Source organism: Nocardioides sp. NPDC006303 (genome assembly GCF_040613175.1).
Lineage (GTDB): Bacteria > Actinomycetota > Actinomycetes > Propionibacteriales > Nocardioidaceae > Nocardioides.
The window spans coordinates 78,258-96,806 of sequence record NZ_JBEXRR010000013.1; the positions used below are offsets into that span (position 1 = coordinate 78,258).

Annotated in this window: 15 protein-coding genes; 6 read left to right on the top strand and 9 right to left on the bottom strand. The window is 69.6% G+C overall.

What is annotated here, in order from left to right; translation table 11 throughout:
• Nucleotides 1-34: 34 nt before the first annotated feature.
• Complete coding sequence (locus ABZY89_RS12610) at nucleotides 35-874, top strand: LLM class F420-dependent oxidoreductase (RefSeq protein ID WP_355227572.1); 840 nt, start codon at nucleotides 35-37, stop codon at nucleotides 872-874.
• Here the strand turns inward: ABZY89_RS12610 and ABZY89_RS12615 are convergent, their stop codons facing one another.
• Nucleotides 875-1,744: an alpha/beta hydrolase gene (locus tag ABZY89_RS12615; RefSeq protein ID WP_355227574.1), complete on the bottom strand. Its 870-nt coding sequence runs from the start codon at nucleotides 1,742-1,744 to the stop codon at nucleotides 875-877.
• An 87-nt stretch (nucleotides 1,745-1,831) separates the two neighbouring features.
• Here ABZY89_RS12615 and ABZY89_RS12620 point away from each other — a divergent pair, with 87 nt between their 5' ends.
• Both ABZY89_RS12620 and ABZY89_RS12625 read left to right on the top strand, forming a co-directional pair.
• Nucleotides 1,832-2,284 carry a nuclear transport factor 2 family protein gene (locus tag ABZY89_RS12620; protein WP_355227576.1) on the top strand — a complete coding sequence of 151 codons (453 nt, stop codon included), beginning with the start codon at nucleotides 1,832-1,834 and terminating at the stop codon, nucleotides 2,282-2,284.
• A 23-nt stretch (nucleotides 2,285-2,307) separates the two neighbouring features.
• Nucleotides 2,308-2,718, top strand: coding sequence for an RpiB/LacA/LacB family sugar-phosphate isomerase (locus ABZY89_RS12625; protein WP_355227578.1), 411 nt, complete (start codon nucleotides 2,308-2,310; stop codon nucleotides 2,716-2,718).
• Nucleotides 2,719-2,748: 30 nt separating this feature from the next.
• Here the strand turns inward: ABZY89_RS12625 and ABZY89_RS12630 are convergent, their stop codons facing one another.
• Genes ABZY89_RS12630 through hsaA form a run of 7 tightly spaced genes read right to left on the bottom strand, consistent with a single transcriptional unit; the run spans nucleotide 2,749 to nucleotide 8,359 of the window.
• Nucleotides 2,749-3,441, bottom strand: coding sequence for a cation transporter (locus ABZY89_RS12630; protein ID WP_355227580.1), 693 nt, complete (start codon nucleotides 3,439-3,441; stop codon nucleotides 2,749-2,751).
• Complete coding sequence (locus tag ABZY89_RS12635) at nucleotides 3,438-4,361, bottom strand: cation diffusion facilitator family transporter (RefSeq protein WP_355227582.1); 924 nt, start codon at nucleotides 4,359-4,361, stop codon at nucleotides 3,438-3,440. The genes ABZY89_RS12630 and ABZY89_RS12635 overlap by 4 nt, the downstream gene beginning before the upstream one ends.
• Nucleotides 4,361-4,696, bottom strand: coding sequence for a metalloregulator ArsR/SmtB family transcription factor (locus ABZY89_RS12640; protein WP_141804731.1), 336 nt, complete (start codon nucleotides 4,694-4,696; stop codon nucleotides 4,361-4,363). Before ABZY89_RS12640 ends, ABZY89_RS12635 begins: the two co-directional genes overlap by 1 nt.
• Before the next feature lie 57 nt (nucleotides 4,697-4,753).
• Nucleotides 4,754-5,335 carry a flavin reductase family protein gene (locus ABZY89_RS12645; RefSeq protein ID WP_350720171.1) on the bottom strand — a complete coding sequence of 194 codons (582 nt, stop codon included), beginning with the start codon at nucleotides 5,333-5,335 and terminating at the stop codon, nucleotides 4,754-4,756.
• Between the two features lie 30 nt (nucleotides 5,336-5,365).
• The gene (hsaC, locus tag ABZY89_RS12650; protein ID WP_355227584.1) at nucleotides 5,366-6,265 is read right to left on the bottom strand and encodes an iron-dependent extradiol dioxygenase HsaC; all 900 of its coding nucleotides are present in this window, start codon (nucleotides 6,263-6,265) and stop codon (nucleotides 5,366-5,368) included.
• The gene (gene hsaD, locus ABZY89_RS12655; protein ID WP_355227585.1) at nucleotides 6,262-7,164 is read right to left on the bottom strand and encodes a 4,5:9,10-diseco-3-hydroxy-5,9,17-trioxoandrosta-1(10),2-diene-4-oate hydrolase; all 903 of its coding nucleotides are present in this window, start codon (nucleotides 7,162-7,164) and stop codon (nucleotides 6,262-6,264) included. Before hsaD ends, hsaC begins: the two co-directional genes overlap by 4 nt.
• Nucleotide 7,165: 1 nt before the next feature.
• Nucleotides 7,166-8,359 carry a 3-hydroxy-9,10-secoandrosta-1,3,5(10)-triene-9,17-dione monooxygenase oxygenase subunit gene (gene hsaA / locus ABZY89_RS12660; protein WP_355227587.1) on the bottom strand — a complete coding sequence of 398 codons (1,194 nt, stop codon included), beginning with the start codon at nucleotides 8,357-8,359 and terminating at the stop codon, nucleotides 7,166-7,168.
• A 176-nt stretch (nucleotides 8,360-8,535) separates the two neighbouring features.
• Between hsaA and kstD the strand changes: the two genes are divergently transcribed.
• The 3 genes from kstD to ABZY89_RS12675 all read left to right on the top strand — a co-directional run bounded on the left by kstD (nucleotide 8,536) and on the right by ABZY89_RS12675 (nucleotide 12,696).
• Nucleotides 8,536-10,251, top strand: coding sequence for a 3-oxosteroid 1-dehydrogenase (kstD, locus tag ABZY89_RS12665; protein ID WP_355227588.1), 1,716 nt, complete (start codon nucleotides 8,536-8,538; stop codon nucleotides 10,249-10,251).
• Nucleotides 10,251-11,135 carry a MaoC/PaaZ C-terminal domain-containing protein gene (locus ABZY89_RS12670; protein ID WP_355227590.1) on the top strand — a complete coding sequence of 295 codons (885 nt, stop codon included), beginning with the start codon at nucleotides 10,251-10,253 and terminating at the stop codon, nucleotides 11,133-11,135. The genes kstD and ABZY89_RS12670 overlap by 1 nt, the downstream gene beginning before the upstream one ends.
• Nucleotides 11,136-11,229: 94 nt before the next feature.
• On the top strand, nucleotides 11,230-12,696 hold the full coding sequence (locus ABZY89_RS12675) for an FAD-binding protein (protein ID WP_355227592.1): 1,467 nt from the start codon (nucleotides 11,230-11,232) through the stop codon (nucleotides 12,694-12,696).
• A 487-nt stretch (nucleotides 12,697-13,183) separates the two neighbouring features.
• On the opposite strand, the gene pulA is transcribed toward ABZY89_RS12675, so the two are convergent.
• Complete coding sequence (gene pulA, locus ABZY89_RS12680) at nucleotides 13,184-18,475, bottom strand: pullulanase-type alpha-1,6-glucosidase (RefSeq protein ID WP_355227594.1); 5,292 nt, start codon at nucleotides 18,473-18,475, stop codon at nucleotides 13,184-13,186.
• Nucleotides 18,476-18,549 lie beyond the last annotated feature (74 nt).

Consider the following 18,549-nt stretch of genomic DNA (forward strand, 5'->3'; position numbering starts at 1 on the left):
CCGCAAAGACTAGAACACGTTCTACTGTTGTGTCATGCGCCACGGCATCGTCCTGTTCACCTCGGACCGCGGCATCGCGCCCGCCGAGCTCGCCTCCGCCGCCGAGGAGCGCGGCTTCGACACGTTCTACGTGCCTGAGCACACCCACATCCCGGTGCGCCGCGACGCTCTGCACCCCACCGGCGGCACCGAGCTCCCCGACGACCGCTACCTGCGTACGCTCGACCCTTGGGTCACGCTCGGGACCTGTGCCGCGGTGACCTCGCGAATCGGGCTCTCCACGGCCGTCGCGCTGCCGGTCGAGTCCGACCCGATCACGCTCGCCAAGACGATCGCGACCCTCGACCACCTCTCCGGCGGCCGGGTCTCGCTCGGGGTCGGGTTCGGCTGGAACACCGACGAGCTCGCCGACCACGGCATCCCGGGCGACCGCAAGCGCACCGCGCTGAAGGAGTATCTGGAGGCGATGCGGGCGCTGTGGACCGAGGAGGAGGCGGCCTATGCGGGCGAGTTCGTCTCCTTCGGCCCGTCGTGGGCCTACCCGAAGCCACCGCAGGGCCGGATCCCGACGATCGTCGGCGCCGGCGGTGGCCCCAAGACGCTGCGCTGGATCGCCCGCAACGCGGAGGGCTGGATGTCGACCCCGACCGAGGCCGGCATCGGCGACAAGGTGAAGACGCTGCAGGACGAGTGGGAGTCGGCCGGCCGCGAGGGCAAGCCCGAGGTCCGTGTCCTCGTCGCGAAGCGGCCGACGCCCGACGATCTGACCGAGTGGTCGGTGGCCGACGAGCTGATCTGGGGCGTCCCCGACACCGAGCCGGCCGGTGTGCTCACCTACCTCGACAAGCTCGCGGGCAGGCTCGGCCTCGGCTGATCAGCCCAGCCGCTCGCTCAGGAAGCCGACGATCCGCGCCAGGCCGCCTCGCGAGGCCGGCGAGAGGCCCGGCAAGGTGAGATAGGCATGGGTCGCCAGCCGCGGGCAGTGAACGGCGACCTCCACCCCAGCCGTACGCAGCGCGTCGGCGTAGCGCTCGGCATGCGAGCGCATCGGGTCGAACCGCGCGGTGAGCAGCAGAGCGGGCGGCAGACCCGCATGAGACCGCGCTCGCAGCGGCGAGACCGACCACTCCTCGGCGAGCGACCCGTCCTTCCCCAGATAGTGATCCACGATCCCACTCAGCCCCGGGCCACGCAGGCCGACGAGATCGACGAGCGGATAGATCAGCACCTGGCCGCGGATCCGGGACTCACCCTCGTCCCGGGCGCGCAGCGCCAGAACCGCGGCCAGCGTGCCGCCGGCACTGTCGCCCAGCACGGCGATCCTCGTCGGATCGGCGCCCATCTCGTCGGCGTTCGCGACGACCCACGTCAGCACGCTCCAGCAGTCCTCGACCGCAGCCGGATAGGGATGCTCCGGCGCGAGCCGATAGGCCGGCGCGACCACGATCGCCCCGGTGCGGGCTGCGATCCGGCCGGCCATCCAGCGCGACTGCTCAGGCGATCCCCAGCACCAGCCGCCGCCATGGAAGGCCAGCACGATCGGCCGCGCCGGGGCCTGGGCTCGCGGGATGTGGACCCGGAGCCGGATCTCGCCGACCCATGCCTCGCGCACCACCACGCCCGGGTCGTCCGCTCCGAACACCCAGGTCAGGCTGCGGTTCGCCAACAGCGCCGCGCGCCGCTGGCGCAGCTCGACCATCCCGTCCACACCGCGATCCTGCACCTCGGCGGCGGTCTTCGTCATGACGTACGGCCGACCGGCGACCGAACGTCACCGCACAGGTCACGTTGACACCACTCGAATTAGAACACGTTCTACTATGATCGGCTCATGAGTGACATCAGCGAGATAGAGCAGCTCAAGTACCGCTACGTACGCCTCCTCGACACCAAGCAGTGGGACGAGTTCGGCACCTGCTTCAGCGACGACGCCACCGCCGACTACGCCGGGCTCTCGTTCACCTCGCCCACCGAGCTGGTCGACTACATGCGGACCAACCTGCCCGCGGAGATCATCACGATGCACCACCTCCACCACCCGGAGATCGACGTCGACGGCGAGTCAGCCACCGGCCGCTGGTATCTCTACGACAAGGTCTTCGCCCCCGCCTACGAGTTCGCCCTCGAGGGCGCCGCCTTCTACGAGGACCGCTACGTCCGTACGCCGCAGGGCTGGCGCATCGCCCACACCGGCTACCAGCGCACCTGGGAGCTCACCACCAGCCTCAAGGACCAGCCCAGCGCGAAATTCACCGGACCCGGCGGACCGGCCACGCACGCCTGAGAAACGACGGTAGGTTCGGCACCATGCGGATCGCCTTCGGAGCCGACGACGAGAACGAGACGACCAGAGCCGTGCTCGCCGAGCTGCGGGAACGCGGCGACGTCGAGATCGTCGAGACCGACTCCTGGCCCGACCTCGGCGCCGGCATCGGCCGGGCGGTCGTCGAGGACCGCGCCGACGTCGGCGTGGTGATGTGCTGGACCGGGACCGGCACGGCGATCGCCGCCAACAAGGTCCCCGGCGTACGCGCCGCTCTCGCCTGGGAGCCCTGGATCGCCCGCAACGCGCGCCTGTGGAACGACGCCAACGTCCTGGCGATGAGCCTCAAGCGTCTCGCCCCCGACGTCGCGGTCGAGGTCACCCGAGCATTCCTCGACGAGACCGATCCCGACCCCGAGGAAGCGGCCGCGATCAAGCGCCTCGACGAGCTGTGAGGCCACCCCGGGCGCCCCACGACCGCCCGGTCAGCAGCAGGCGCAGCCCTTGTCGCAGCCATCATGGCTGGTGAGGGCCCCGGCCGGAGTGCAGCAGACCTCACCGCGCCAGGCGTTGAACCCCTCCCCCACGGCCAGCGCGGCGATGACGAGCGCGGCAGCCGAGTCGGCCCACCACCAGCCCCAGGCACTGTTGGCGAGCAGACCGATGAGCAGCGCCGCGGACATGTACGTGCACAGCAGCGTCTGCTTGGAGTCGGCCACAGCGGAGTGGGAGCCGAGCTCGTTGCCGGTGCGGCGCTGGATCCAGGAGGCGGCAGGCATGACGAGCAGGCTCAACGCCGCGATGCCGATGCCGAGGCCGGAATGATCGGCGGCGTGCCCCGCGATCAGGCTGGTGACGGCATCAAAGGTGACGAAAGCAGCGAGCCCGAAGAACGAGAACGCGATGATCCGCAGCGCGACCTTCTCGCGGGCCTCGGGATCGCGGCCGGCGAACTGCCAGGCGACCGCGAGAGCGGACGAGACCTCGATGACCGAGTCGAGACCGAAGCCGAGCAGCGCCGCGGAGCCGGCGATCGCTCCGGCCGCGACCGCCACCACGGCCTCGATCACGTTGTAGACGATGGTGAAGGCGACCAGGAGCCGGACCCGTCGCACCAGGACGGCCCTCCGGGACGGATCGGGTCGGCCGATGACATGGATCGGGAGGCCCGAGCTCACCAGTTCACCTCATGGCACTGTCGGGTGGGGGCTGTCTCGGTCTGCAGGGTGGCGTGCTCGATCCGGTGCCGGCTGGCGAGCGCGGTCTGGGCATCGGTCAGGACAGCTTGGGCATCGCTGCCTGCATCCAGGACGAGATGAGCGGTAGCGACGTGCATCCCGGAGGTCAACGTCCACACATGCAGGTCATGGACGCCGTCCACGCCCGGGACCGCTTCGAGGTCGGCGACGACCTGGTCGACCTCCATTCCCTCGGGGACGTGCTGGCCGAGGACCGCCAGGACCTGACGGCCCAGCGCGATGGCACGTACGGCGACGAAGACCCCGATCGCGACGGCGACGGCCGTGTCCCAAAGCGGCTGCCCGGTGGCGGCGACGAGGAGTCCGGCCACGATCACACCGACGCTGCCGGCGGCGTCGGCGACCACCTCGAAGTAGGCGCCCTTGAGGTTGAGCGACTCGCTCGCCCCCGCGCGCAGGAGCAGCATCGAGACCAGGTTGATGGCCAGGCCGATCGCACCGACCACGAGCATCGCCCCGGTCCGGACCTCGGATCCCTCCCCGATGCGGCCGATCGCCTCGAGCACGACGTAGACCGCGACCCCGAGCATCACCAGGACGGTCAGGCCGGAGGCGAAGACCTCGACCCGGTAGGAGCCGTAGGTGCGGCGACCGGTGGTGTCGGCGCGGGTGGCGATCCGGGTCGCGATCAGCGCGGCGCCGAGTGCGACGACGTCCGCGGTCATGTGGCCGGCGTCCGAGATCAGCGCCAGGGACCCCGACCACAGCCCGGCGACGAGCTCGACGACCAGGAACGCCGCCACCATGGCGAAGGTGACGGCCAGCCGCCATCGGTGCCTGCCGCCGGCGTGACCCACAGCGGCGCCGTGCCCGTGTCCGTGTCCGTGTCCGTGTCCCATCAGCAGCAGCCCTGCTCGGCGGAGTCGCGGCAGGCCTCCGGATCGGTGACCAGGATCAGGTCGTGCAGGTCAGCCAGCGCGTGCGCGAGGCGGCCGTCGGCGAGCTCGTAACGCGTACGCCTGCCCTCGGGGACTGCGACGACCAGCCCGCAGCCGCGCAGGCAGGCCAGGTGGTTCGACATCGACTGGCGCGTCACGCCCAGGGACTCGGACAGCTCGGCCGGGTAGGCCGGGCCTTCGCGCAGCTGCATCAGGACCCGGGCCCGGGTGGCGTCGGAGAGGGCATGCCCGAACCGGGCGAGCGCATCCAGAGAGGAGGTGGTGGCGGTGACCATGCCGCGACAGTACAGCGAAACATGTATTCAGCAAAAGCTGAACCATGAGAGGACTGTTCAGTCCAGCTCCCGGTAGTTGCTGCGGAAGAAGAGCAGCGGCTCGGTGGCGGCGCCCTCCTCGAGGTCCAGGACGCGGCCGACGACGAGATAGTGGTCGCCCTCCTCGTGGACCGAGTGGACCGCGCAGTCGAGATAGCCGACGGCCCCGTCGAGATGCGGGTCGCCGTGGTGGGCCGACGGGGTCCAGGAGATGTCGGCGTACTTGTCCGCGGCACGTGAGGCGAACTGGTTCGAGACGGCCTCCTGGCCGGCGGCGAGGATGTTGACCGAGAAGTGCCCGGCGCGACGGATCCGGGCCCAGGCCCGCGAGGACTTGGTCGGCGCGAAGAGGATCAGCGGCGGCCGCAGCGACACCGAGGAGAACGACTGGCAGGTCATCCCGACCGGTCCCTCGGCGGTCTGCGCTGCGATCACGGTGACCCCGGAGGCGAACCGGCCCAGCACCGTACGGAACCGGGCGTCCGCCTCGGCGTCGGCAGGGGTCTCCGGTGGAGAAGGTGGCGCTTCGAAGTCGAAGCGACCGTGGAAGGACTCGATCAGCTCCGGATGCGGCCAGCTCTCGGCGGCATCGGGAGACATCCCATCAGGCACCTCTATACGCATACCCGATCACTGGCCTACGCCGAAGTCGTGACCCCAGTACGAGACGGCCGTGGACTCCCGGGCGACCCACTTCTGGTCGTCGACCTGCAGTCCCTCGGTGCCGAACTCGATGTCGAAACCACCCGGCGACTTCACGTAGAAGGAGACCATCTCGTCGTTCATGTGCCGCCCGAGCGTCGCCGAGAGCTTCGCGCCGTACTTCTTCACCCGCTCCAGCGCCCGGCCGACGTCGTCGAGCTTGTCGACCTCGAGCATGATGTGGACGCACTTGGAGTCGTTGGGGAACGGCAGGAATGCCAGCGAGTGGTGACGCGGGTTGATCCCGAGGAACCGCAGCCAGATCTTCGTGCCGGGCTCCTTGCCGGCGAACTCCCCCGGCATGCTCATCGAGTCGCGCAGCCGGAACCCGAGCGTGTCGCGATAGAACTCCAGCGCCTCGACGTCGTCGGAGACCGGGATCACCACGTGGCCCATCCCCTGCTCGCCGGTCACGAAGGTGTGGCCGTAGGGCGAGACCGCTGGGCGTCGCTCGTAGGTGATGCCGTGGAAGAGCTCGAAGACGTTGTCGAAGGGGTCACGGAAGCGCAGCATCTCCTGCACCCGGCGCTCGGCGAGCTCCTCAGGGGTGCCCTCCTCGACCTCGACCCCGGACTTCTCCAAGTGCTCGCGGGCCTGCGCCAGCGCGGTGTGGTCGGCGACCTCCCAGCCGACGCAGCTGAGCTGGTCCACCTCGCCCGGCTCGATCACAAGCCGGGCCGAGACCTCGTCGATGCGGTAGTAGAGATTTTCGGGGTTCGGGCCCTTCGCCTCGATCAGGCCGAGGACCTTGCCGGCGAACGTACGCCACGCCTCCAGGTCGGTGCTGGTGACGCGTACGTAGCCCATGGACTTCAGGTCGATCGTCATGACTTCTCCTTGGGAGTACGTTCGCGGTGCCGCTTCAAGAAGGAGACCGCCACCTCGCGGAACTCGTCGGCCGCTTCGATCTGTGCCCAGTGCCCACAACGCGGGAAGACATGCAGCTGTGCCTTGGGGATCAGCTTCAGCGCGGGGAACGCGCCGTCGAGCGGGTTGACCCGGTCCTCGCGTCCCCAGGTGAGCAGCGTGTGGTGGCGCAGCCGGTGCGCCTCGCGCCACAGCATGCCGTCCTCGGCGGTCTCGGGGTTGTAGAACGACCACCCCATCGACGCCATCGCCTCGCGCGCTCCGGGCGCGGTCGCGTCCGCGAACCGCTCCTCGACCAGCTCGTCGGTGACCAGCTTCTGGTTGACGACCATGGTCGAGATGAACGCCTTGAGCGCCTCCCGGGTCGGGTCGCCGGAGAAGTCCATCAGGCGCTGTACGCCCTCGGTGGGATCGGCATGGAAGAGGTTGAGCGAGAGCCCGCCCGGCCCCATCAGCACCAGCCGCCCCACCCGGTCCGGGTAGGTGAGCGCGATCCGCATCGCGGTCCCGCCGCCGAGCGAGTTGCCCAGCAAATGCACCTTCGTCAGGCCCAGCTCGTCGAGGAGCGCGATCACCGCATCGCCGGCGAAGCGGTAGTAGTTGCCCACCACCTCCGGCTTGTCGGAGGCGCCGAAGCCCGGCTGGTCGACCAGGATCGTGCGGAAGTCGGCCGCGAAGCCCTCCAGCGCGGTGCCGAAGTTGGACCACGACGAGGCCCCGGGACCCCCGCCGTGAAGCATCACCAGCGGCAGCCGGTCGTCCCCACCTGAACCCAGGTCGTAGTAGCGCAGCGAGATCTCGCCCGCCGCCTCGGTCTTGATCCGGACGTCGTGGGCGACGTCATCCTTCACGAGCGCCATCTCAGTACATCCCCGGGTCGACCTTGTGCCCGAACTCGGAGGCGCCGTACATCTGCAGCGCCCGCTCGGGGTCGTTGGCGGCGTGGACGCGGCCCGCGTGGGCGTCGCGCCAGGCGCGCTGGAGCGGGGTCCCATTGGCCAGCGCCCGGCCGCCGGAGGCCTCGAAGAGCAGGTCGATCGCGTCGATCGCGCGCTGGGTGCCGAGAACCTGGTCGCGGCGGATCCGCAGCCGCTGGGTGATCGGGATCTTCTCGCCGCGGGCGACGTACGCCTGCTGCTCGCGGATGTTGCCCATCAGCAGCGCCCAAGCGGCGTCGATGTCGGAGGAGGCGGTCGCCACGCGGACGGCGGCGAAGGGGTCCAGGGACGCCTTCTCACCGTAGGAGGCGCGGACCCGGTTCTGCTGCATGGTCACGTGCTCCTCATAGGCGCCGCGGGCCATGCCGATGATCGGCGTGGTGATCGTGGTGGTGAACAGCGAGTGGAACTGCAGCTTGTAGAGGTCACCGGTGTTGACCGCCTGCCCAGGTCCCTTGCAGCGCCCGGTCTCGGCCATCGAGAGCGTGAAGGTCTCCGGGATGAAGACGTCCTCGACCACGATGTCGTTGGAGCCGGTGCCGGCCAGGCCGACGACGTTCCAGACGTCGACGATCTCGTAGCGCTCGCGCGGCACCAGGAACGTACGGAAGTCGACCACCTGGCCCTCGTCGTTGAAGACGAGGCCGCCGAGCAGCACCCAGGTGGCATGTGCGCAGCCGGAGGAGAACGACCAGCGACCGGAGAGCGTGAAGCCGCCCTCGGTGATCGCAGCCTTGCCCACCGGGGCGTAGGAGGAGGAGACCCGGGTGTCGGGGTCCTCGCCCCAGACCGCCTGCTGGGCCTCGTCGGCGAAGAGCGCGATCTGCCAGGGGTGGACGCCCAGGACGCTGGAGACCCAGCCCGTCGATCCGCACGCCGAGGCGATGTCGCGCACACAGGTGTAGAAGTCGACCGGGTCCGCCTCGAGACCGCCGAACCGGGCCGGCTGCAGCAGCTTGAAGAAGCCGACCTCCTCCAGCTCCTTGACGCTCGACTCGGGCACGACCCGGAGACGCTCGGTCTCCTCGGCCCGCTCCCTTAGCGTGGGCAGCAGGTCCTGCACCCCGTCCTTGACGGTCTGTGCGTCCTTGTGGGGGCGCTGTGTCGGTTCGCTCACCGCTCTGCCTTCCTGCATGGTGTCCCAATGACCTCGGACGGCGCGGTTCGTGCGCTGCCGATGGATCAATACTAGAACACGTTTCAGTTTTGTCGAGTCCCTGGGCGTGTTTCGTGCACTGTCGTCTATGGTAGAACGTGTTTCAGTTCTGGGACAGTCGAAGCTGAGGGAGCACCATGGGAGAGACCGACGAGACGTACGACGTCGTGGTCGTGGGCGCCGGAGGCGCCGGGATGACTGCCGCGCTCGCGGCCGCCCGCCGCCACGGGCTCGAGACCGTCGTCATCGAGAAGAGCGCCTACTTCGGCGGGTCGACGTCCCGCTCGGGCGGCGGGGTCTGGATCCCGCGCAACCACGCCCTCGAGGCAGCCCACCAGAAGGACTCCCCCGAGGACGCCAGCCTCTACCTCGAGTCGATCGTCGGCGACGTCGTGCCCAGCGACCGGCGCGAGACGTTCCTGGGTCGCGGCCCGGAGGTGCTCTCCTTCGTCTGCGAGAAGACGCCGGTGCGGTTCAACTGGGTTCCCGACTACGCCGACTACCACCCCGAGGCCCCCGGGGGCCGCGGCGCAGGTCGCTCCGTCGAGCCAGCCCCGCTCGACGCCCGAATGATCGGCGAGGAACTCTCGCGGCTGCATCCGCCCTATACGAAGTCGCCGGCCAACATGGTCGTCACCCAGGCCGACTTCCGCAAGATCAGCCTCGGCATGCGCACGATCCGGGGCCCGATCACGATGGTCAAGATCGCGGTCGCGCGGATCCTCGCCGGACTGCTCGGAAAGAAGATGTACGCCATGGGCGCGGCGCTCGCGATCGGACTGCGCAAGGGGCTCCTGGATGCCGGCGTCGAGGTCCGCTACGAGACCGAGCTGGTCGGCCTGGTCACCGAGGGCGGCCGGGTCGTCGGCGTCGAGGTGCGCCACGGCGAGTCAGGGCCGACCACGGTGATCCGGGCACGGCGCGGCGTGATCCTCGGCTCCGGCGGCTTCGAGCGCAACCTGGAGATGCGGGAGAAGTACCTGCCGGCGCCGACCTCGGTCGAATGGACCACCGGCGCCTTCTCCAACACCGGCGGCGGGATCCTGGCCGGGATCGCGGCCGGTGCGGACACCGACCTGATGGACGAGTCCTGGTGGGGTCCGACGATCCCGTTCCCCGGGCGGCCGTGGTTCGCGCTCGCCGAGCGCAACCTGCCGGGGTCGATCATCGTCAACGGCGCCGGCAAGCGGTTCATGAACGAGGCGCTCCCCTATGTCGAGGCCGTCCACGAGATCTACAAGGGGCAGGAGACGGGCATCTCGCACGTCCCGGCCTGGCTGGTCTTCGACCAGCGCTACCGCAACCGCTACATCTTCGCCGGCCTCGGGCCGGGCCAGCCGTTCCCGGGCCGCTGGCTCAAGAGTGGCGTCGTCGTGAAGGCCTCGTCGGTGGAGGCGCTGGCCGAGAAGATCGAGGTGCCCGTCGACGGCCTGCGCGAGACCCTGGCCCGTTTCAACGGCTTCGCCGAGTCCGGCGTCGACGAGGACTTCCACCGCGGCGAGTCGACCTACGACAAGTACTACTCCGATCCCACCGTCAAGCCGAACTGCTCGCTCAACGTCATCGACCAGGCGCCGTTCTACGCCGTCAAGATGGCTCCGGGCGACCTCGGCACCAAGGGCGGCCTGGTCACCGACCGCCGCGCCCGCGTCCTGCGCCCCGACGGCTCCGTGATCGAGGGTCTGTACGCCGCCGGCAACGTCTCGTCCGCCGTCATGGGCCGCACCTACGCCGGCCCCGGCGCCACCATCGGCCCCGCCCTGGTCTTCGGCTATCTGGCCGCCGAGGACTGCGCCGTCTCGCCCGTGAAGCCCCAGAACTCCCAGAACCCTCAGGACAAGGAGCACAGCTGATGCCCATCGACCCGACCAAGGCCATCGGCGCGGAGCTGCCGTCCCAGTCGTTCTCGTGGAGCTCGTCCGACGTGCTGCTCTATCACCTCGGCATCGGCGCCGGCTCGCGTCCCGGCGACGCGACCGACCCGGCAGCCCTGCGCTACACGCTCGACTCCGACGCCCTGACGGTGCTGCCGTCCTTCGGCGTCGTGGCGCCGACCTTCCACGTCACCGAGCCGCCCTCGCTCGACCTGCCGGGCTGCGACATCGACCTGGCCTCGGTGCTCCACGGCTCCCAGGAGATCCGCGTCGACGGCCCGATCCCCACCTCGGGAGAGGCCGTCGTCTCGACCCGGATCGCCGAGGTCTGGGACAAGGGCAAGGCGGCCGTCATCGTCCAGGAGGGTGTCGCCACGACCCCGACCGGAGATCCGCTATGGACGGTCAGGAGCTCGATCTTCGTACGCGGCGAGGGTGGCTTCGGAGGCGAGCGCGGGCCGTCGACGTCGCTGCCGGTTCCGGACCGCGCGCCGGATGCTGTGGGTGCGTACGACGTCACCGAGCAGCAGGCGCTGCTCTACCGGCTCTGCGGCGACCGCAACCCGCTGCACGCCGACCCCGCCTTCGCCGCGAAGGCCGGCTTCCCCAAGCCGATCCTGCACGGGCTCTGCTCCTACGGCATCGTGCTGCGCGAGGCGACCGCCCTGCTCCTGGACGGGGATGCCACCCGGGTCGCCGGGTTCGGCGCCCGGTTCGCCGGGATCGTCTTCCCCGGCGAGACGATCTCGATCGAGGCCTGGGACGAAGAGCTGAAGATCCTGGTCAGGGCCACGATCTCCTCCGACGATCCTGCCCGCGATGGTGCGCCCGTGCTCGCCGACTGCTACCTGGAGGTGCGATGAGCCGCGCGAGCTGTAACACGCTGTTCGTTGGACTACTCGCCCTATTAGAACGACCGGATAGTCCTACGAACGACGTGTTACACGGGGGGACGGCATGAGCGGAACGGCACTGCCCGACGTACTCTCCCCTGCCGACGTCGAGGAGCGCTTCGGCGGCTGGTCGGAGGAGACCGACGTGATCGTGGTCGGCTTCGGCGTGGCCGGCGGGGCCGCGGCGCTGGAGGCGGCCCGGGCGGGCGCCCGCACGATCCTCCTGGAGCGCGCCGCCGAGCCCGGTGGCACCTCCGCGATGGCCGGTGGCCACTTCTACCTCGGCGGCGGCACCGCGGTGCAGAAGGCGACGGGGATCGAGGACTCGGCCGAGGAGATGTTCAACTATATCCGCGCCGTCTCCAAGGAGCCCGAGGACGACAAGATCCAGGCCTACTGCGACGACTCGGTAGAGCACTTCGACTGGCTCGAGGCGCTCGGCTTCGAGTTCGAGCGCACGTTCTGGCCCGGCAAGGCCGTCATCCAGCCCGGCACGGAGGGGCTGATGTACACCGGCAACGAGAAGGTCCACCCCTTCCGCGACCTCGCCGTCCCGGCGCCGCGCGGCCACAAGGTGCCGGTCCCGGGCGACACCGGCGGCGCCAAGCTGGTCGTCGACCGGATGGCCGACCGGCTGGCCGAGACGTCGGCGGTGATCCGCTACGAGACCGGTGCCACCAACCTGGTGATCGAGGACGGCCGCGTCGTCGGTCTGGCCTGGCGCCGGTTCGAGGAGCGTGGCGCGATCCGCGCCAAGGCGGTGATCCTCGCCGCCGGCGGCTTCGTCGGCAACGCCGACATGGTCGCCGAGCACACACCCCGGCTCGGCGAGAAGCTCTTCCCGCTGGCCTCCACCTACGACGACGGCCTCGGGCTGCGCCTGGGCGCCTCGGCGGGTGGCCGCTGGCGGTTCATGGACGAGCCGTTCCAGACCGCGCCGTTCTACCCGCCCTCGATCCTGCTCACCGGGATCATCGTCAACAAGCACGGCAAGCGGTTCGTGGCCGAGGACTCCTACCACGCGCGTACGGCCGCCTTCGTCATGGAGCAGCCGGACTCGGCCGCGTTCCTGATCGTCGACTCGGCGCACATCGAGCACCCGAAGATGCCGCTGTGCCCGTTCATCGACGGCTGGGAGACGGTCGAGGAGATGGCGGCCGGCCTGGGCGTACCCTTCGACACCCTGAACGCGACGCTGACCTCCTACAACGCAAATGCCGCCGACGGCGAGGACCCGGAGCTCCACAAGGCGCCGGAGTGGACCGAGCCGCAGGACACCGGCCCGTGGGGCGCGTACGACCTCTCGCTCGGCAAGGCGATGTACGCCGGGTTCACGATGGGCGGTCTGGCGACCACCGTCGAAGGAGAGGTACGCCGCGAGGACGGCTCCGCGATCGCGGGCCTGTACGCCGCAGGTGCTTGCGCGGCCAACCTCGCCCAGGATGCCAAGGGCTACGCGTCCGGCATGCAGCTCGGCGACGGCTCCTACTTCGGCCGGCGCGCCGGCCGACATGCCGCCGGGCTGGACTGACCCGCACGGGTGACGGGCCTCACAACCTCGGCGCGCCCGGCGAGACCGATCGCCGGCCGACCCAAGGTTCCGGGTAGTCTTTACCGAGGCGCATCAAGCGAACTGTTGCCATATCACATATCTCTCCGGAGGTGAATGGCTTCGGTAAAATTTGGGACTTTGTACCCTACGCGCATCGCGCGCCTGGCTGGTTATGTATACGCGACGCCACGGGCATCGCCGGTGTTGGCTCTCCCGACGCGTCCGCAGGCCATCGTTCCCCACTCGACGCCTGTCGCCGAACTAGCCGAAAGGAATCCCCATGTTCGACTTCCGGAGCCCGGCCGGCCTCATGGTCATCGCCGCCCTGGTTGTCATCACGCTCGTGGTGGTCGGCGCAATCGCCGGCAACAGCCCTTCCTGATCCTGACGCCGAGCTTCCTGACCAGGAAGCCGCAGGCCCCGGCTCGATGAGCCGGGGCCGCGTACGTTTCTCGACCAATCCGGATCAGCGGGTGAAGACAGCCACCGTCCGGGCGGGCACCGTGAAGGTGCCCGAGCCCGCCTCGAACGAGGACGACTTCACGACCTCGTCCGAGCCGTCGGCCTGAGTCGGGTGCAGGCGGTAGCCGGCGCCCTCGGCGGCCTTCACCGTCTGCTGCTGCGTCGTCGTGGTCGCGTTGAAGACGACCACGAGGTCACCGAGGCGCATGGTGATCACACCCGGCTTCTCGTCCTTCCCCGAAAGCGGGAACCCGAGCTCCTCCTGGACCTCGCCGGTGGTGGACAGGTGGAAGGCCGACTCATCCGTACGGATCCTCAGCAGGTCCTGGTAGGCGGCCGAGGCACCGTCGATCTCCGAGCAGCCCGGCGCCGGGGTCGAGGCCAACAGCGGCTTGGCGAAGGGCCACTTGTCCTTGTTGTCCGCCGCCGGCGGCAGACCGCGACCGAAGCCGTTGCCGGCGTCGCAGTCCCAGTGGATGGCGTTGAACCAGTCGCCGGAGTCGTAGGAGTTGCGGTCCAGCGACTTCGAGCGGAGCAGGTCGGTGCCGGCCTGGGAGAGCGCCGGTCCCTGTGAGAGCGCGGCTGTGGCCATGGCGAGCACCTGCATCCGCGAGCGGTCCGCGGTGCTGGTCGAGGCGGGCAACTTGAACGTCAGCGCGTCGTAGAGCGACTCGTTGTCGTGAGCGTCGGCGTAGGCGAGCGCGTCTCCGGGCTCGTCGGCGTAGCCGGCCGGCGAGCCGTTGTAGTCGACCTGCGAGCCCTTCACCTGGTTGCCCGCGGTGTCGGTGAACGAGTAGTCGGCGAGGTTGCCGGAGAGCCCGACCTTGATCAGGTCCTGGTAGTGCATCAGCCGCGCCCGCTGCTGCGCCTCGGTGCCGTTGGCGGTCGAGGTGTTGGGGTCGGTGTAGAGACCGCTCGCGAAGCCCTGGACGCCCGGGTCGGCGTCGAACGGGCCGCCGCCGCGTACGGCATCTCTGGCGCGGTCGCTGAACGTGGCGATGCCGGTGCCCGCCATGTTCTTCTGGGTGGCCTGCACGAAGCGGGCGTCGTCGGCGACCTCACCGAAGTTCCAGCCCTCGCCGTAGAGGATGATCCTCTTCCCGTCGACGCCGTGCTTCTCGAGCGTGAGGGTGTCGAGGGCCTTGCGGACGGCCAGGATGTTGGCCTTGGGGTGGTGTCCCATCAGGTCGAAGCGGAAGCCGTCGACCTTGTACTCCTTGGCCCAGGTGAGGATCGAGTCGACGACAAGCTTGCCCATCATCGCGTTCTCGGGCGCGGTGTTGGAGCAGCAGGTGGAGTTGGCGACGGAGCCGTCGGCGAGGAGCCGCTGGTAGTAGCCGGGCACGATCTTGTCGAGCACGGACGTCTTCGCCTGGCCGCTGCTGGTGGTGTGGTTGTAGACCACGTCCATGACGACGCGCAGTCCGTCCTCGTTGAGCGACTTCACCATCTGCCGGAACTCGACCGTCCGCTCGGTGCCGTCCGGATCGGTGGCGTAGGAGCCCTCCGGAACCGTGTAGTGGTAGGGGTCGTAGCCCCAGTTGTACGCATCCTTCGCGGCCGCCGCGGCGACGCACTCCTGCTGCTCCTCGCTGTCGGCCGCGTAGGACGCGAGGTCGCAGTCGGGCGTGGTCTGGTCGCTCTTCCGCTCCGGGATCGTGGCGATGTCGAAGGCCGGCAGCAGATGGACGTACGACGTGCCGGCTCCGGCCAGCTTGCGCAGGTGCTTCACCCCGTCGCTCTCCTCGTCGGCGAAGGCGAGGTAGCCACCCGGGTATTCGCTGGTCTCGTCCTCGACCGAGAAGTCGCGGATGTGGAGCTCCTGGATCTGGGCGTCCTTCATCGCCACGGCCTTCGGCTTCTTCAGTGTCGACCAGCCCTTGGGGGCGAGCGCCCTGTCGCCGAGGTCGACGACGAGGCTGCGCTCGGAGTCGGCGGTGAGCGCGACCGAGTAGGGGTCGGTCACCTTGTTCGTGACCAGCTTCTGCACGCCCGGGGCCCACACGGTCACGGCGTAGCGGTACTCCTTGCCGCGCCAAGCCGTGGCGGAGCCGGTCGCCGACCAGACGCCGCTGGCGTCGTCACGGCGCATCGCAACCCTCTTGGCGCCGAGCTCGAGCGAGACCTCGTGGGCGGTCGGCGCCCAGACCGACAGGGTGACCTTCCCGCCCTTGAACACCGGTCCGAGCGACGCCTTCTCCGCCTTCGCGGCGTAGAGGTCGTCGAGGATGCCCTGCGTCTGGACACCGGTTCCCGTGACCAGGGCACCGTTGCCGATGCGCTGGGTGAGCACGACTTGGCCGGAGAGCGCCTCCCGGATCCGGTCGCGGTCGCGGGGGTCGACGGTGAAGGCGGCGTACTCCTTCAGGTGCGGGAACCGCGCCTTCTGCTCCTCGCTCAGCGTCGAGGCCTGCAGCCGTAGCCAGCGGCCCTCGCTGCTGAGAGCGCCATCCTCGACGGTGATGCCGCCGTCGCGGTCGTAGACCAGCTGCGTGGACAGCGCCGAGCCGCTCGCCATCTCCTTCGGCAGCACCACGGTCTCCCGGTCGATCCACTGCGCCTGCGCCTTGGTCAGGTCGAGCTCGGGCGCCGAGCCGACCGACGGCAGCAGGTAGCCGGTGTCGCCGGAGTTGAGCCACACCTCGTGGCCGTACGTGGTCAGGTCGAGCGAGCGGTCGTTCGGGATGTCCTTCTCGTCGCCCTTGTGGACGATGTAGTTGAGCGAGGTGGCGCGGTCGACCAGCGGCACCTCGAAGGTGACGCCGTAGGCGTCCTCACCGGTCGGCTGCAACGGCTTGGACCACTCGGTCGGGCTGGCGGCGCCGGTCCAGGTGTGCAGGCCCCAGCCGTCGTAGTCGCCGTCGGCGCGGTGCAGGTGGATGACCGCCTTGGACGTGTCGGGCGCCGGGTAGACGCCGTCGGGCCTGGTGGTCTGCTGGCCCTCGTTGCCGGCCTCGACCCAGACCTCGCCGGTCTCGGCGAGGTCGATCGTCCGCTCACCGCCGTCGGCGGTGCCGTCCTTCTCGACCGTGTACGTCACCGAGGACGCGCCCTCTGGAAGCTTCACCCAGGCGAAGGCGCCGTAGGCGTCGCGGCCACTGAACCCACTGTTCTGGTCGCCGACCCGGAGGGTCCAGCCGGTGTAGTCGCCGTCGGCCCGCCGGTAGTGCACGACCGCGTAGTCGCGGTCGACGGCGCTCGGGTTCTCGGCCTCGGGTGCCTGTCCGGCCGTGGTCTCGGCCAGGTCGCTCGCGGTGCGTCCGTCGCGGTCGACGACCACCGCCTTGTAGCGCAGCGCGGTGCCGGCGGCGACGGTCTCGGGGACGTACTGGGTGATCCTGTAGGGAGCGTGGTCGACCGAGCCGAGGGTGCGCCACTTGCCGTTGCCGACCTGGCCGGCGAAGACCACGCGGGCACCGGCGGTCTCCCCCGGGTCGGCGGAGAGGGTGACCGTGCCGGTGGCGCCGGAGTCCGGGGCGGTCAGCGACAAGGTGGGCTTCGCGGTGGCCTCCGGAAGCTTCGCGTCGGCGCGTAGGACGACAGAGGAGAGCGCCGGGACGGTCACCTCGATCTTGCCGTCGGCCGCGGTCTCGGCAGCGTCGCCGCCGTAGATCGTCTCGAAGGCGGCCGACTCCACGGGCAGTGTGACGGTCTTCGCCTCGGCGGCGTTGTTGACCGCGACCACGTACTCCCGGTCCTCTCCGGTGCGCGAGAACGCGTAGACGGAGTCCTTGGCATGGAGCTCGTGCTGGGTGCCGTCGGTCAGCGCCGGGTGGTCCTCACGGAGCTTCGCCAGCGTGGCGATCGCGGTGTAGACCGGGTGGGTGGTGTCGTACGCGTCGTCGGCATGCGTGCGGTCGGTGCCGATCTGGTCGTCGTCGAGGTAGTCGGCGACCTTCGAGCCGAACAGCGTCTGGCGGGCGTCCTTGTCACCGCCGGCGCCGGTGAAGCCCTGCTCGTCGCCGTAGTAGACGACGGGGTTTCCGCGGGAGAGGAACATCAGTTCGTTGGCCAGCCGGGCGCGCTGGACGAGCTCGGCGTCGGTCGCGCCGGGGTGGTCGGCCGCGAGGAAGGTGCCGATCCGGCCCATGTCGTGGTTGCCGAGGAAGGTCACCTGCTCGTAGGCGTTGGCCTTGTCCGTGGCGTACTTGTAGTCGTCGGCGAAGACCTTGGCGAGCCGGTCGGCCGGAGCGCCCAACGAGGCGTAGGCGCGGGCCGCGTCCTGGAATGGGAAGTCCAGGGTGGCGTCGAGACGGCCGCGGGTGACGTACGGAGAGGTGACGTCGCTGTCGGCGGAGTAGACCTCGCCGAACATGAAGAAGTCCTCGCGACCCTGCTTGGCGGCGTACGCGTCCAGGGCGGTCGCCCACTCGGTCCAGAAGTCCAGGCCGACGTGCTTGACGGTGTCGATGCGGAAGCCGTCGATGTCGAAGTCGCGGACCCACCTCTGGTAGATCTTCGTCATCCCCTCGACGACCTCGGGACGCTCGGTCCACAGGTCGTCCAGGCCGCTGAAGTCGCCGTACGTGGTCGACTCGCCCTCCCAGGTGGAGTCGCCGCGGTTGTGGTAGAGCGTCGGGTCGTTGAGCCAGGACGGCACCATCTCGCCGGTGTTGGCCGGGGTGTAGGGGAACGAGTCGTCGTCCACCTTCGCGCTGTCCGAGGACGAGTCGGCGTCGTCGAACGGACGGCCTTCGGTGTCGAGGTACGGGAAGGCGCCCTTGGGGCGGTAGCCGTACTTCTTCTCGGCGTAGTCGACGGTGTCGGCGGTGTGGTTGGTGATGACGTCGAAGAAGACCTTCATGCCCTTCGCGTGGGCCGCGTCGACGAGGGTCTCGAGGTCCTCGTTGGTGCCGAAGTGGGGGTCGACCTGGGTGAAGTCGGTGATCCAGTAGCCGTGGTAGCCGGCCGAGGCGTTCGCGCCCTCTCCCTGGACGGGCTTGTTCTTGAAGATCGGCGCCATCCAGATCGCGGTGGTGCCGAGGCCCTTGATGTAGTCGAGCCGGTCGGTGAGGCCCTGGAGGTCGCCGCCCTGGTAGAAGCCCTTGTCGCCTCTGTCGAACCCGGTCTCCATACGGCTGCCGGTCAGGCCGCCCTTGTCGTTGCCGGTCTCGCCGTTGGCGAACCGGTCGGGCAGCACGAAGTAGAACTGCTCCTTCGTCGCCTCGTGACGGGCCGGCTCGGCGGCCAGCTTGGCGTCCGACGGCGGCTTCGGGGCGGCCGCGGTCGCCGACTCCGACGTGGCCGTCTGCAGCACCGTGGCGAGCAGTGCGGTCGCGAGCACGGTCGCTGCCATGCGGGGCGCGCCGTGTGCGCCACTTCTTCGATTCACCTTTGAGGGCCTCTCTGGATTGTGCGGGGGCATGCGGT